Genomic DNA, 14,465 nt, shown 5'->3' on the forward strand with positions numbered 1-14,465 from the left:
TTAACAAATTATGCAGTGCTATATAGGAATAAGAGGGTAGCTAATATATGCTGGTATTTATTACTTGGAATTGGTGCAGCCATACGTTTTGTTGGAAAGACTGAAACCCGTAAAAATTATTATGTACGCGGCCCCACAGCTAAAAGCAGATAATACTAACCGAAAATTGGATAGCATTATCTGCTTTTAAAGCGCGGAGTAATCTAATAGCCCTGATTCTGGCTTAGCTTTTCATTAATTAAAATCTGCGGCGCTGGTATAGGAAACACATGTTCGTGCGGCTCATACACATAGTCGAGCGTACTATAAATCACGCCACCCCTATCTACGGTAGGGTTAGCTTTTTCCTTGGCTGCGTAGGCGTTCATGAACTGCGCCAGTTCCGCCGGGGTCTTCGTCCGCTTCAGGTCGAACCAGCGGTGGTTTTCGAAGGCCAGCTCCACTCTTCTTTCCTGGAGTACCTTTTGGCGGAAAATGTTTTTATCCAGGCCGCGTACTTCGGGCAATTTGGCGCGGCTGCGCACCTGATTAAGGTAACCGTGGGCCTCCTCTGTAGGGCCACTTTGTTCGTTAAGGGCCTCGGCGAGCATCAGCAAGACATCGGCAAACCGGAGTATTGGCCAGTTGTTATCTGTCCGGCCCGAAAGGGTATGGGCATGGCGGTACTTGTTGACGAACGGCGTGGGTACCCACTCGCCTTTGGCATTGGTATAGCCTTCTTTCAGGGAAATGTCCTTACGCACATCGCCGGTCTCGTAAGCGGCTATCAGGTCGCGGGTAGGAATGTTGCGGCCCGATGGCGTTACGTTGGCGAAGCCCGTAATAGAACCACCGGATAAGCGGGGCGCAAACACGTACATGAAGTTGCTTTGTTCGCCCAGGTCGTTACCGCCCTGGTACTGCACCTCAAAGATAGACTCCACCCCGTTTTTCTTGGCCGGGTCGAAGTTATCGGCATAATTAAGATTCAGCGCGTAACCCAGCGGCAGCACCTGCTTGAGCGTTGTGACGGCCTCGGCGTACTTCTTCTGGGTCAGGTAAAACTTGCCCAGCAAAGATAAAGCCGCCCCTTTGGTAACCCGCCCGGCATTGGCGGCGTTGTATTTATCGGGCAGGCCGGCAATGGCCTCTTTCAGATCTTTTTCGATCTGCGCTTCTACTTCGGCTTGCGGGGAGCGCAGCAGGGCAAAAGCCGCATCGGGCTTACTGAGCGTAGTTGTTACCAGCACCACATCGCCAAAGTATTGCACCAGGTTAAAATAATAGTAGGCCCGCATGAATTTAAGCTGACCTTCCAGGGGTGCTTTGGCCGCATCATCGATGGTGGTGCTGCCGGATAGTTTCTCCAGCGCAAAATTAATGTTATACAAGGCTGAATAATAATTGTTCCACAAATTGGAAATCTCGCCGTTACCCGAGTTTACCGTAGAAAACTCAAACGCCTCCCAGCCGGCAGCTCCGCCCCGGTCTACGGGGTTAAAATCCAGCGTGGTATTGTCGGAGGTAAACTCCTGAAAGATATAGGCAGTGTTGGTGATGCCCTGTAGCTGACCGTACACGCCGTTAAGGGCCTGCTCCACCTGCTTTTGATCCTTATAAAACAGTTCAGATCCAACACGCGTAGGGTCGGTGGTTACCAGGAAGTCGTCGTCGCAGGAAAACTGCATCAGACTCAGCAGAAAAATACTTATAGCGGTTAATTTCTTCATCTTCATAAATCTTTAAAAGTTAATTCTGGCACCCAGCGAGAAGGTTCTTGGAACAGGATAAGACTCGTCATCGTTGTTCAGTTCGTTCCCTCCCCGTATGCTGGCATCCGGGTTGTTGCCAGGATAGTTGGTAATCAGGAATAAATTAGAGGCATTGAGGAAGATGCGGGTATCGGGAATGTAGGACTTGAAACGGGGCAGGGCATAGCCCAGCGTCACGTTCTTCACCCAAATATGGCTGGCATCGTAAACGTAGCGCCCACTGCTTTCCCGCGACCATTTCCAGTCAACCGTACCACCCTGTGAATTCTTGTGGTTAGGATTAGAGCCCGGGTTTTCCGGTGACCGCCAGCGGTCCTTCACCTTATCGAGCACGTTAAATACCCCGTCGATGTTCATGGTTGAAGCTTCTATGTTGCGGTACACATCGTAGTTCTGGGCACCCATAAACAAAACACTCAGGTCAAACTTTTTGTAGTCCGCAGAAAAATTCCATCCCCAGGTGAAGGAAGGATTAGGATTGCCAATCTCTACCATATCCTTGGTATCGTAAGAGATAACGCCATTGCCGTCAGCATCCCAGAACTTCATAGAGCCCGGGATGGCGCCGTCTTGTTTTGGCGCCGCATCAATTTCGGCCTGGGTGTTAAAGATCCCCAGCTTGCGATAACCGTAGATCATCCCAATAGGCCGGCCAACTTTCTGCACGTTATAGCCGCCGTAGAAGCCGCCGAACCAAAGCATGTCGTTCTCGCCTTTAATAGCCAGAATCTTGTTGCGGTTAAATGTAATGTTGGGACTGGTGCGGAAATTAACCTGGCCAATGCGGGTATTGAAGTTAAGGCCCAGTTCAACGCCTTTGTTTTCCACTTCACCAATATTAGCCAGGCTGGAGGTAAAGCCCGATACGGCAGGAATGGCGATGGGCAGCAGCATATCGTTGGTTAGCTTCCGGTAAATTTCGGCGGTAAAAACAATCTTGTTTTCCAATAAGGAAAGATCGAGGCCTAAATCCAACTGATTGGATTTCTCCCAGCGCAGCTCCGAGTTGGCAAACTGGCTTACTACTTTACCGGGGGCAAAGGCGTTGCCTAAAATGTAATTGCTGGCGTTCATGAAAGCCAGGTGTGAGTAGTTACCGATGTCATTGTTACCGGTTTTACCCCAGCTAGCCCGCAGTTTCAGGTCGGAGAGCCAGGCATATTTAGGCATGAACGATTCCTCCGACAGGCGCCAGCCCACCGAAACGGCGGGAAAGTTGCCGTATTTGTTTTCGGTTCCAAAGCGGCTGCTACCTTCCCGGCGCATGGAAGCGGAGAACAGGTATCTGTCTTTGAAAGAGTAATTAACCCGGCTCAGGTAAGCCAATAGGGTCCAGCCAGCTTCACTTGAACCAGCCGATCTGATCGAGCCGGCGCCTAAATAAGGCACCAGGTCATCGGGGAAGGTGTTGGCAGAGCCGGACAGTGCCCGGGCAGTTTCCTTCTGGGCAGTATAGCCCAACATAAAGTCCAGATGATGTTCGGCGCCCAGCTCGGGTTGGTAGGTTAGCAGTTGGTCAGCCGACAGGTTGTATGTTTGCACCATGTCTTCGAAGGCGGTTGCTATCCGTGGCGGCGCACCGGAGGCTCCCTGCTGCACCGGCAAGCCAATGGTAGAAGGCACGTACTCATTGTAATTGTTGAAAGTCACCTTCGCATTGGCGGCAGTCCGGAATTTAAGACCTTTGAGCAGGGTAATGTCTACATAAGCATTAGACAAGACATCCGCAATATTGCGTTTCCGGTTGATGTTCTTAAGCATAAACACCGGGTTGGGGAAGCCAAATACACCATCCTGACCGACAATATAAGGCCGCAAATTGCCTTGATCATCGTAAATGGGCTCCCGGGGATCCATGATCAGCGTAGAGCCTACTACGGCACTGCGGCCATCGGTATTAGCCAGGCGCTGTCTGGAATAGGTGCCATTTAAATTTAAACCCACCGTAATGAATTTATTTACTTCGCCGGTTAAATTGGCGCGGGCTGAGATCCGGTCGTAGTTCGTTTCAATAATAGTACCTTCTTCCTTGAAATAGCCTAAAGCCAGTACCGATTTAACGGGGCCTTTGCCGTTTGATAGCGTCAGGTTGTAATCGGCATAGGGGGCGTTTTTGTTTAAGATAGCGTCATACCAGTTGGTAGAATATTTGGTTTGTTCGGGGAACCGGAAACCCAGGGGAATCTCTTCCAGGGCTGGTTCTTTCCCGTTATTGACGTACCGGTAGCGGTCGATGAAGGCTTCCTTTTTGAACTGGGCAAATTCCGGCCCGTTTAATACGGTTACCTTGCGGGAATCGGGAATATTCTGGATGCCGTAATCGGCGCTGAAGCTTAAATTAACCTTGCCCTCTTTGGCGCTCTTGGTGGTGATGAGCACTACCCCGTTGGACCCGCGGGCGCCGTAAATAGCTGTAGAGGCAGCGTCTTTTAAAATAGTGATGCTTTCGATCTCGTTCGGGTTGAGATTCTGGCCCACTGAGGTGCCCACGGGAAATCCGTCGATCACATATAAGGGATTGCTGCCTGCCCCCAAAGAACTGATGCCCCTTACCCGTACTTCAAACTGGCTGCCGGGTGTGCCGTTTTTCTGTTTTACGGCCACCCCGGGCGCTTGTCCCTGAATAAGCCGGGTTACGTTAGAGGCTGGTACTTCGCCAATATCTTCCATGCTAATATTAGATACCGCCGCCGTAATGTCGCGTTTGCGCTGGGTTCCGTAGCCCACTACCACTACTTCTTCCAGGGCCTTAGCATCGCCAGCCAACGTAATATTGATGTTACTGCGGTTATTAACCGGTACTTCCTGGGTGGCATAGCCTATAAAAGAAACAACCAGGGTACCCGCCCCGCTAGGCAGATTGAGCGAGTAGTTACCTGAAGGATCGGTGGTGGTGCCGTTGGTAGTACCTTTGAGTAATAAGGTAACGCCCGGTAAGCCCTCGCCTTTGTCGTCGGTTACTCTGCCCGTTACCGCAATATTCTGGGCCCAGGCCCCGGCCGCAAAACTTAAAAATAGCTGGAGGAGCAGCAAATGCCTCAGCTTAGATTGTAAATAGTCCTTCATAAAACATCATTTAAGGTGTGGTGGATAAATTAGAAAAGCTAGAAATAATTAATCAGGGTAATACAAAATCAGGTAAATGGTACGCTGGAAATAGATTGTATTCTGGTACTGTAAATAAAATTCAGCCGAAAGCTGGTAAGGAGCAATCGGGTAAAGCTTTATTAATTAATCTTCTAAATATCTTCTAAGAAGCTCCTGAAGGAAGCCGGGTGATTTTTGGGTACGCAGTATATTTCGGTTCTAATACCAAATTGATTAAATGAAGACGTCGTAATAAGTGTTAAAACCCGGCTGGTCTTACAGGCGCTGGCAGATTTAACTGAGCTAATACGTCATGCATAAAGCAATGTGGTTTAATGAACTGCCCATTGAGGTTGATGCCTCCCCTGCGGAACAAACTGTAATAATTAATTTTTTAATGTATAGAATAATTCTGAGTTAACAATCCTGTGGTATCCTGGTTTATAACTGGTTATATATAATTATTAATTATTTTAATAAATGCATAGAAATCTTTTGGTAGTTTAATTTTAATCTTGAATGTTTTATAATAATTGTCTGGAAAATTTTTGTCTTTTAATTTAGAAATATTTCGTCTATCAGCAGCAGCGCGGGTTTGCCTTTGCTCCGGTGCCAGGCCGGCAACTCCAGAACAGGTTTGGCAATAATTTTCAGATAAGTAACCTGGTGCGGCTTGAATTTACCCTCTATTAATTTAATGATTGGTTTTTTTACTTCCTGGGGCTGGTCTGGTTTTAGGGTGGTTAATAACTGTAGTTTTTCTTTTGTGGGGCCACCCCATACCTCCACTACCGCCGGTGGAAATATATTGTTTTCGGACTCGATAAGGATATTAAGGGCGATGGCCGATAAGTTAACGGGCTGCTTAAATTCCGAAATCAGCTCCATCTGGTGTTTATAAAATCCGGCCCAGTTATTGGCCCAGGCCGGGCTGTTGGCGTTAAAAGTACCTAATTCGCCGTCGAAGAATGTTTTGGCGCCGTTGGCCTGGTGTACCCGGTTAAGGGGGTAAACCAAACGCACACTATCAGGCTTATAGGCACTCCGGTAAAAGTTAAACACGGCTACGTCGCTGCCCAGCCAGCCGGTTTTGTAGGCTTTGGCTTTCATAGTAGTCATGTTGGCTAAGGTAGTGCCGGGTTTAAATAGCGGCGAATGTAGGCTGTCGGGCTCGCTGCCGTCGGTAGTATACCGGATAGCAACGCCTTTGATGGGATGATGTAACTGCAACGGCAAGGTCTCCCGGAAAATAGGGGAGCTGTTTTTCAGTTGCGGCGGGTTTAGTTTAATCGGAGTGGTGCCATCGTCTTTAAAGCCCGAAATAAAATTAATAGCCGGATAGGCCTTTTGTAATTGTTCTATTTCGGTAGAAACCAAACCGGTGTTCCACAGCACCACTGTTTTCAGGTTTTTAAAAGCGGGCAGTTGTTGCTGCAGGTCCTTGTGCCGGATACTGGTACCGGCCATCGATAAATTTTCGAGGTTTGGTAATACTGCTAATTCGGCCAGACCGCGACCGGTAATATCGGTAAAGTTCAGGTTTAAGCGGCGCAGATTCCGGAACTGGTTTATATTTTTTAAATCGGCATCTTTTACCGGCATTTTATTTAAATCCAGTGCTACAATCTGGTCTTTTACTTCTTTAAGATCGGCCAGGGTATTAGCGGAATAAGCCTGCTTGTTATAAACATTTACCGCTAAAGCCGGCGATTCTTTGGCTAGCGGGGCCACCACACGGTAGTTGGTATTCAGTTTCTGAATGGTCTGGTCGTTGGCGGCAGCAAAGGTATATTTTGTTTCGGATGCGGCGGCCGGCTTTAAGAAAGTGGCGGCCAGCAACCGCAGCGAATCATTAGCAGGTAAATCAGTTACTTTCTTGCTGAAGTCAGCATTTGCTTTAACCCATAAATACAGCAAGGTACTTTCTTCGTCGGTGAGTTGCGCCTTCCCTTTAGGCGGCATGTGCTTTTTGTCTTCTACCGGCAAATAAATTCGTTTCAGCAGCAAGCTAAGTTCGGGCTTGCCGGCCTCAAATAATTTACCGGTTTTGCCCCCTTTTAATACTGATTCGGCGTCCGTTAGCTGGAGCTTGCCTTTTACTTTATCCGGATTGTGGCAGCTAACGCACTTCTGCTCAAAAATGGGTTGAATCACGTGGTCGAAAACAATGGCTTCTTCCAGGGGTATAATGGGCTTTTCGGTAATTGTTACTGGTTCCAGAATAAAGTTTTCGCCGTGGGTAAGTACGGCCCCGTAATGTCCCACAAAAATGAGCGAAAAGGTGGTAATCAGGGCGCCGGCTTTGGCCGTCCGGTCGTTGTACCACCGGGCATTCCGGCTCCAGTAAATAAAGGACGTGAAAAACAGGATGCCTATGCCCAGCCATTTATGCCATTGCAGCGCCGCCCCTTCGTACCCGCCTTCTTTCGATAGAAACAAGCCCATTAAGATGGTTATGGCCGAAAAAAGAATACCGGCCAGGAATAAATTCGCCGTAAAAGTTTCGTAAAATTCCTGGGTACGGTACTTGGTCTTAAAACGGAAAAACTCCAGTACCACGGCCAGCAGCAATATTACAATCGGGAAATGCAGTACCATCGGGTGCATCCTGCCTATGGGCTGCAACCAGTTTGGTACGGTTATTTTGCTTTCAAAAACGACTAAGAATAGAATGAAAATATTAAAAGCAAAAAGCAGATTTTCGGCATAACCTTTCAGGTTGCTGTTCATGGTTAAAGGGGAAGTATTATTATTTTAAATTATAGCTGATAAATAGGTTTTTGCTGTCAGCCAACCTGAACAACAAAAAACCGATACTACTTTCGCGAGCGTCCCGATCGTGAAGTTTTCTTCAGGCCTCCGGCTTGCGTAAAGTCAGAGACTTTACATTATAGAAAGGCACAAGTGACGCTCCGCTTAACACTTGCGCCAGCTAATGCAAAGACCAACTTTCCTAAATTTTTTGTAAACCTCAATCTAAATCTCTCTCCGGGTGGAAGCCACCTTAAAGGCGAGAGTCTTAATTTATCTTATTTAAAGTATTGTAATTTAGATATTCCCGCCCTCACTAAAGTAGTTGTAATTACATTACCGTCAGACCGGCTCCCCTTCGCCCAAAGGAGAAGGGGTTGGGGGATGAGGTGCAACAACAAGTTTAAATATTTACACCAGAATATCCTTCACCACTTTGCCGGCCACATCGGTGAGCCGGTAGCGGCGGCCCAAGTGTTTAAAAATTAATTTCTCGTGGTCTAGCCCTAACTGGTTCATAACGGTAGCTTGAAAATCGTGTACGTGCACCGGATCTTTGATGACATTATAACCAAAATCATCGGTATCGCCGTACACAATGCCGGGTTTAATGCCACCGCCGGCCATCCAGATGCTGAAGCAACGCGGATGGTGATCGCGGCCATAATTATCTTTGGTTAACTTGCCCTGACTGTAGCTGGTGCGGCCAAATTCGCCACCCCAAATAACCAGGGTTTCGTCGAGTAAACCCCGCTGTTTTAAATCGGTAACCAAAGCGGCCGAAGCCTGATCTACGTCTTTGGCCTGACTCGTAATTTCGTAAGGCAGGTTTCCGTGCTGGTCCCAGCCCTGGTGGTACAGTTGCACAAACCGAACCCCGTTTTCGGATAGTTTTCGGGCCAATAGGCAGTTAGCGGCAAAAGTTCCTGGCACTAAGCACTCCGGACCGTAAAGTTTTATGACATCGTCGGGCTCTTTCGAAACATCCATTACTTCGGGTACGGCCGTTTGCATGCGGTATGCCATTTCGTATTGCTGCACTTTAGCAGTAATTTCGGGGTCACCAAATTCCTGGTAAGCCAGTTGGTTTAGTTCCGATAAATTATCCAGCATTTTCCGGCGGGCCTGCCGGTCCAGGCCTTCCGGATCCTTGATATAAAGCACCGGGTCATCGCCTTTGCTAAATTGTACGCCCTGGTGAATAGAATCGAGAAAGCCGTTGGTCCAGAGCTTGGAATATACGCCCTGCCCATTGCCAATGCCGCGGGAAAGCAGCACCGTAAAAGCCGGCAAATTTTTATTTTCGCTGCCCAAACCGTAACTCAGCCAAGCGCCCATACTGGGCCGGTTACCTTGCTGCGAACCCGTTTGCACAAAGGTTAAAGCCGGGTCGTGGTTAATGGCCTCGGTAAACATCGACTTCACAATGCAAATATCATCTACAATTTTAGCCGTATGCGGAAACAAATCGCTTACCCAGGCCCGCGACGCGCCGTACTGCTTAAAATCGATAAAAGAGCCTACCAACGGAAAAGAGGCCTGGTTAGCGGTCATGCCGGTTAAGCGCTGGTTACCCCGTACTGAGGCCGGTATTTCCTGCCCCCACATCTCCCGCAGTTTAGGCTTGTAATCGAAAGATTCCAGTTGCGAGGGAGCGCCGTTCTGAAACAAGTAAATAACCCGCTTGGCTTTAGGCGCGAAGTGCGGAATGCCCGGCGTTAAGCCAGATTCATCTATACCGCTGCCTTTAAACAAATCCGGGATTAACAGGGAGCCCAACGCTACGCTGCCCAAGCCTAAACTTAATTTGGACAAGAAGTGGCGGCGGTTAAAATTAAAGCCGTGTTCCAATATTTCTTTTTCCATCAATCAGGATTTGGCTAAGGTTTCTTCTAAATTATAAATGGTGGTTACTACCTGCATCAGGGCGGCCAGCTTAACTTTATCTGCTGTTGCCGGCAACGGGTATTCGCCCACGGCAATTCTTTTTTCCGCAATGGGCTTTTTTAGGTTTTTGAGCTCTTCCTGGTAATATTTACTCAGAAGTTCTATTTCCCTTTCGTTTGGTTGCCGGCAGACTATGGTGCGGAAAGCCTTCCGGATTTTGTCGGTGGCAGAATCATTTTGGGCTAATAATTTAGCAGCCAGTACCCGCGAAGCTTCCAGTACCGTTGGGTCGTTCAGCATGATTAAGGCCTGCAAAGGGGTGTTGGTGGTTAACCTTTTTACTTCGCACTGGTCGCGGTTGCTGGCATCAAAAATACTCATGCTGGGCGGCGGAACGGTTCGTTTAATTAAGGTGTACATACCCCGGCGGTACAGGTTGGCGCCATGGTCTTGTTTATAAACCGAAAGCAGGCCGCGGCCGGAGGTAGCGCCTTCCCACAGGCCGGGCGGCTGGTAGGGTTTAACGCTGGGGCCACCAATGGTTTTATTTAGCAAGCCGCTGCTGGCCAGTACTAAATCCCGCACGAATTCGGCCGGTATACGGTACCGGGGTGCCCGTGCCAGCAAAATATTATTCGGGTCGGCTTTTAGTTTTTCGGGTGATATGACGGCCGATTGGCGGTAAGTAGCCGAGGTAACCAGTTGCTTAACCAGGCGCTTTACATTCCAGCCATTATCCCGGAAATCAACGGCCAGCCAGTCGAGCAAAGCCGGATGGGAAGGTAATTCGCCCTGCATGCCAAAATCCCCGGAAGTTTTCACCAGGCCCTTCCCGAAAAATTCCTGCCACACCCGGTTAACGTATACGCGGGCGGTAAGCGGATTTTTTTTATCGAATAGCCACTGCGCGAGGCCCAGCCGGTTTTTAGGATACGAATTGTTGAAAGGCAGAATGGATTTGGGCGTACCAACCTGTACTTCGGCGCCGGGATCGTCGTAAGTGCCCCGATTGAGTACATGCGTACGGCGCAAAGTATCCAGGTCACCCATTACCGAAACAATCAGCCGGCTGGTATCCTGTTTATTAATAAAGGTTAGAATATTTTTTACTTCTTCGTTGCTGATTTCGATGAAGGGTTTTTTCGCGTAAGTTTCGGGGCCGCCAATTACCGATTCGATGCCTACTTCTTTTACATTGTTAAAAAAGGCATAAAGCTGATAATATTCTTTCTGCGAAAACGGATCGTATTTATGGTCGTGGCAACGGGCGCATTCCATGGTAACCCCAATCAACGACTTGCCAAAAGTATCGCTGCGGTCACTCACGTACATCACCCGGTATTCTTCGTCTACCACGCCACCTTCTTCGGTTATTTTATGGTTGCGGTTAAAGCCGGTAGCCAATATTTGTTCTTTGGTGGCATTGGGCATCAAATCGCCGGCCAGTTGCCAGGTAATAAAATCCTGATAAGACATATTTTTGTTCAGGGCATGGATTACCCAATCGCGCCAGGGCCACTGCGTGCGGTAACCATCGTCCTGAAACCCGTGCGAATCGGCGTAGCGGGCTACATCGAGCCAGTGTACGGCCATTTTTTCGCCGTAAGCCGGGTTCTGCAACAGCTCATCTACTATTTTTTCGTAAGCATTGGCGCTATTATCGGCCAGGAAGCGGTCCATCATTTCGATAGTAGGCGGCAACCCAACCAAATCCAGACTTACCCGCTTCAGCAGGCGTTCTTTGTCGGCTTCCGGGTTCGGTTCCAAGCCTTTTTGCTCTTGCTTTTCGAGTACGAAATAATCAATGGGGTTGCGGGGCCAGTCTTTTTGTTTCACCTGGGGTAATGCGGGCTTTTTTGGCGGCACAAAAGCCCAGTGGGGTTCGTACTTGGCCCCCTGCTTTATCCATTTTTGAATAAGCTTTATTTCGCGGGAAGTTAATTTAAGATTAGAACCGGCCGGCGGCATTACCATAGCCGTATCCTCGCTCGAAATGCGCTGAAATACGGCTGATAATTCGGGTTTGCCGGGGACTAAGGCATGGGCGGTAGGGTTCTCTTCTAAGGCTTTGTAGGCTTCTTCGGCAATATCCAACCGTAAGCCGGCTTCGCGCTTGTTCGCATCCGGACCGTGGCAGGCAAAACAATTATCCGATAAAATAGGCCGGACATCAAAATTATAGCTGATTTTTTCGGGCAGCTTTTCTTCGGAAGCCTGGTGGGCAACGTCGGAATTACAAGCTTGTCCCAAACCGATAACTGTAATTATTCCCAGATAATAATATAGCCTCCTGGTCATCAGCAAAGCACTTTTTAATTAAAATGAAATAAAAGTTTCTATAAGCGTACTCCTGTGATTTTATATAATTAAGAGAATTTCAAAAAAAAGAATATTCCTGCGAAAAATGCAGGAATAGAGGTGAGCGGTAAACTAATAACCTCTAAAGTATGAATTAAAAGTTAAATAATTAAAAGTTTTCTAAAATTTTTGAGGAAGTTAAGCTTAAGTTGGGCAGGATATAAAAATTAGAATGGGTTATTCGATTTCCTTAAATCTAATAGATTACGAACAAAATATTTAAGCCATTCTGCTTTAACCAAACTTTTCACTGAAAGTAAAAAGCCCTTGACACCGCACGATACCAAAGGCTTCTTAAATACTTAACCTGAAATAGGCCTTACTTGGCAATCTCGGCCACATTGGCCTGGGTAATTAATTTAAAAGGAACCATCACTTCTTTCTCGTACGGTTCACCTTTGGCAATTTTTACCGCGGTTTGGATGGCTTTACCGCCTTGTTCCTGGGCATTCTGAAAAACGGTGGCATCTAACCGTCCTTTTTCTACAGCCTGGACCGCATCGGCTATGGCATCGATGCTAACTACCACCACTTTATCGTTTAGGTTGGCGTTTTCGAGGGCTTTTACGGCCCCCATGCCCATTTCGTCGTTGTGGGCAAAGATGGCGTTAATTTTATCTCCGTGCGATTGAATCCAGTTTTCGGTAAGCGACATGGCTTTTGCGCGGTCCCATTCGCCGGTTTGTTCGGCTACCAGTTTAATATTAGGGTAATTTTTCAAAACTTCTTTGGCACCTTTATCGCGCTGTAACTGCGCAGCCTGGCCCATGTAGCCGTGAATAATAAATACATTACCCTTGCCACCCAGTTTTTCGGCAATATGCTTCATGGCAATACGGCCGGATTCTACATCGTCGGAGCCCACAAAGGCGGTAGGCGTAGCGCTGGTAGCGGAGTTAACGTTGATGATGGGAATATTGGCCGCCTTTGCTTTTTGCACTGCTGCTGAACTGGCTTCTACCTCGCAGGGGTTCAGAATAATAGCGTCTACGCCTTGGGCAATAAAGCTTTCTACCTGTTCAACCTGTTTTAAAGCCGAGCGCTCGGCATCTACCGAGACCAATTCTACGCCTAGCTCGTCGGCTTTCTTTTGCATCTCGTCGGCGATGTTTACAATAAATTCGTTTTGCATGCTCAGCATGGTAGCGCCGATTACCAGCTTTTCACCGCCGGCTTCTTCGGTTGTTCCGCGGTTACAACCGGAAAACAGGATTAGGGTAAATAAAGCAGCAAATGAGGTTTTCTTTAACAATTTGTGGTGCATAAGTGGGTATTTTAAAAGAACTAAGAATTATTATTTTTAAATATTGATTCCTAAATATTCTGCTTCGGCTTAAAGATTTTAACTAACCGGTGAAGTAAACACTAGCACCTCATCCCCCTCCTCAAGGCGAAGGGGTGCCGGTCTGACGATAGTTTACTTACCATGCATTTAAGAACCATAAGCAAGAGTATTATTTAAATTACAATTTATCGGATAAGTAATTTAAGTCCCTCGCCTTTAGGAGAGGGATTTAGGGTGAGGTCCTAAAACAAGAGTAATACTTTTCATAAGTAGATGAAAGATTCAAGTGTTCTCTCTTTCCTCGACTTAACCTATAAAACTATTGAGCATCTAATATCCAATGTCCAAATACTTAATTACGCTTATTCTTATTTAAACTATCGAGTAGTACGGCGCCAATAATAATAAGCCCCATTACTACTTGCTGGTAATAAGAGCTAACATTAAGTAAATCGAGGCTGTTGCTGATAACGCCAATTAACAAAGCGCCCAGCAAGGTGCCGGTTATAGTGCCCACGCCGCCCGAAGTACTGGTGCCTCCAATAATAGCCGCGGCAATAGCACTTAGTTCAAAGCCGATGCCCACGTTGGGTTGACCGGTAGAAATGCGGGACGTTAAAATAATACCCGCCAAAGCAGCTAAGCCTCCACCTAAAGTATACACAAAAAGCTTTACCTGGTTTACATTAATGCCCGATGCCCGCGCCGCCTGTTCGTTGCCGCCCACCGCATACACGTACCGACCCATAATCGTTTTTCTTAAGAGTAGCGTGCAGATGATAAAAACTACTATTAATATTAATATGGGCAATGGAATGCCCAATAAATTGCCGCTGCCAATGTAGTTAAAACTATCCGACAAATTAGAAATGGGCCGACCTTTACTCAGAATTAGGGCCAGGCCCCGGCCAATGGTCATGGTGCCTAAAGTAACAATAAAAGCCGGTACTTTGCCTTTGGTAATAGCCAGGCCGTTAAGCGATCCAAAAGCCAGCCCTACGAGTAACCCCAAAGCCAGTGGTACGACCAGCGGGTAATTATCGGCGCGGGCGAAAGTAGCCGTAACCACGCTCGTAACCGCTACTACTGACCCTACCGAAAGATCGATGCCGCCGGTTATGATTACAAACGTAACGCCAAAAGCCAGCAAGGCGTTGATGGTAACCTGCGTTAATATAATCATAATATTGGGCAGGGTTAAAAACTTAGGCGTGATAATGGTTAAGGCGGTGCACAATACGAGTAAAGCCACCAAAAGGCCGTATTTGCCAATATTTAGATTTACGCGAGGTTTGTTTTGTGCAAGGTTGGGAATGCTGTCTTTCATTGGAGATAAATAAACTATT

Annotated in this window: 8 protein-coding genes; 1 reads left to right on the forward strand and 7 read right to left on the reverse strand. The window is 47.5% G+C overall.

Annotated elements, in window-relative coordinates:
* Window positions 1-203: 203 nt before the first annotated feature.
* Window positions 204-1,709 (reverse strand): RagB/SusD family nutrient uptake outer membrane protein, encoded by a 1,506-nt coding sequence (locus AAE02nite_RS18645; protein ID WP_146901277.1) that lies wholly within the window; start codon window positions 1,707-1,709, stop codon window positions 204-206.
* A gap of 12 nt (window positions 1,710-1,721) precedes the next feature.
* Window positions 1,722-4,817 (reverse strand): SusC/RagA family TonB-linked outer membrane protein, encoded by a 3,096-nt coding sequence (locus AAE02nite_RS18650; protein WP_146901280.1) that lies wholly within the window; start codon window positions 4,815-4,817, stop codon window positions 1,722-1,724.
* Window positions 4,818-4,837: 20 nt separating this feature from the next.
* Between AAE02nite_RS18650 and AAE02nite_RS26380 the strand changes: the two genes are divergently transcribed.
* Window positions 4,838-5,005, forward strand: coding sequence for a hypothetical protein (locus AAE02nite_RS26380; protein ID WP_170252644.1), 168 nt, complete (start codon window positions 4,838-4,840; stop codon window positions 5,003-5,005).
* Between the two features lie 388 nt (window positions 5,006-5,393).
* Here the strand turns inward: AAE02nite_RS26380 and AAE02nite_RS18655 are convergent, their stop codons facing one another.
* From AAE02nite_RS18655 to AAE02nite_RS18675, 5 genes are all read right to left on the reverse strand, one after another.
* Window positions 5,394-7,568, reverse strand: a complete 2,175-nt coding sequence (locus AAE02nite_RS18655) for a c-type cytochrome domain-containing protein (RefSeq protein WP_146901283.1) — start codon at window positions 7,566-7,568, stop codon at window positions 5,394-5,396.
* A 432-nt stretch (window positions 7,569-8,000) separates the two neighbouring features.
* Entirely contained in the window at window positions 8,001-9,455 is a 1,455-nt protein-coding gene (locus tag AAE02nite_RS18660) for a DUF1501 domain-containing protein (RefSeq protein WP_146901286.1), read from the reverse strand.
* 3 nt (window positions 9,456-9,458) lie between these two features.
* Window positions 9,459-11,774, reverse strand: a complete 2,316-nt coding sequence (locus tag AAE02nite_RS18665; protein ID WP_146901289.1) for a PSD1 and planctomycete cytochrome C domain-containing protein — start codon at window positions 11,772-11,774, stop codon at window positions 9,459-9,461.
* A gap of 379 nt (window positions 11,775-12,153) precedes the next feature.
* Window positions 12,154-13,098: a substrate-binding domain-containing protein gene (locus AAE02nite_RS18670; RefSeq protein ID WP_146901292.1), complete on the reverse strand. Its 945-nt coding sequence runs from the start codon at window positions 13,096-13,098 to the stop codon at window positions 12,154-12,156.
* Between the two features lie 373 nt (window positions 13,099-13,471).
* A complete protein-coding gene (locus AAE02nite_RS18675; RefSeq protein ID WP_146901295.1) occupies window positions 13,472-14,446 on the reverse strand; it encodes an ABC transporter permease in 975 nt (324 codons plus the stop codon).
* Window positions 14,447-14,465 lie beyond the last annotated feature (19 nt).

The organism is Adhaeribacter aerolatus, from assembly GCF_007991635.1.
In the GTDB taxonomy this organism is placed as follows: domain Bacteria; phylum Bacteroidota; class Bacteroidia; order Cytophagales; family Hymenobacteraceae; genus Adhaeribacter; species Adhaeribacter aerolatus.

What these genes read in the sequence shown, in the direction of transcription:
- AAE02nite_RS18670 (WP_146901292.1), bottom strand. Translation starts at nt 13,098, where the DNA reads ATGCACCACAAATTGTTAAAGAAAACCTCATTTGCTGCTTTATTTACC.
- AAE02nite_RS18665 (WP_146901289.1), bottom strand. Translation starts at nt 11,774, where the DNA reads ATGACCAGGAGGCTATATTATTATCTGGGAATAATTACAGTTATCGGT.
- AAE02nite_RS18645 (WP_146901277.1), bottom strand. Translation starts at nt 1,709, where the DNA reads ATGAAGAAATTAACCGCTATAAGTATTTTTCTGCTGAGTCTGATGCAG.
- AAE02nite_RS18650 (WP_146901280.1), bottom strand. Translation starts at nt 4,817, where the DNA reads ATGAAGGACTATTTACAATCTAAGCTGAGGCATTTGCTGCTCCTCCAG.
- AAE02nite_RS18655 (WP_146901283.1), bottom strand. Translation starts at nt 7,568, where the DNA reads ATGAACAGCAACCTGAAAGGTTATGCCGAAAATCTGCTTTTTGCTTTT.
- AAE02nite_RS18675 (WP_146901295.1), bottom strand. Translation starts at nt 14,446, where the DNA reads ATGAAAGACAGCATTCCCAACCTTGCACAAAACAAACCTCGCGTAAAT.
- AAE02nite_RS18660 (WP_146901286.1), bottom strand. Translation starts at nt 9,455, where the DNA reads ATGGAAAAAGAAATATTGGAACACGGCTTTAATTTTAACCGCCGCCAC.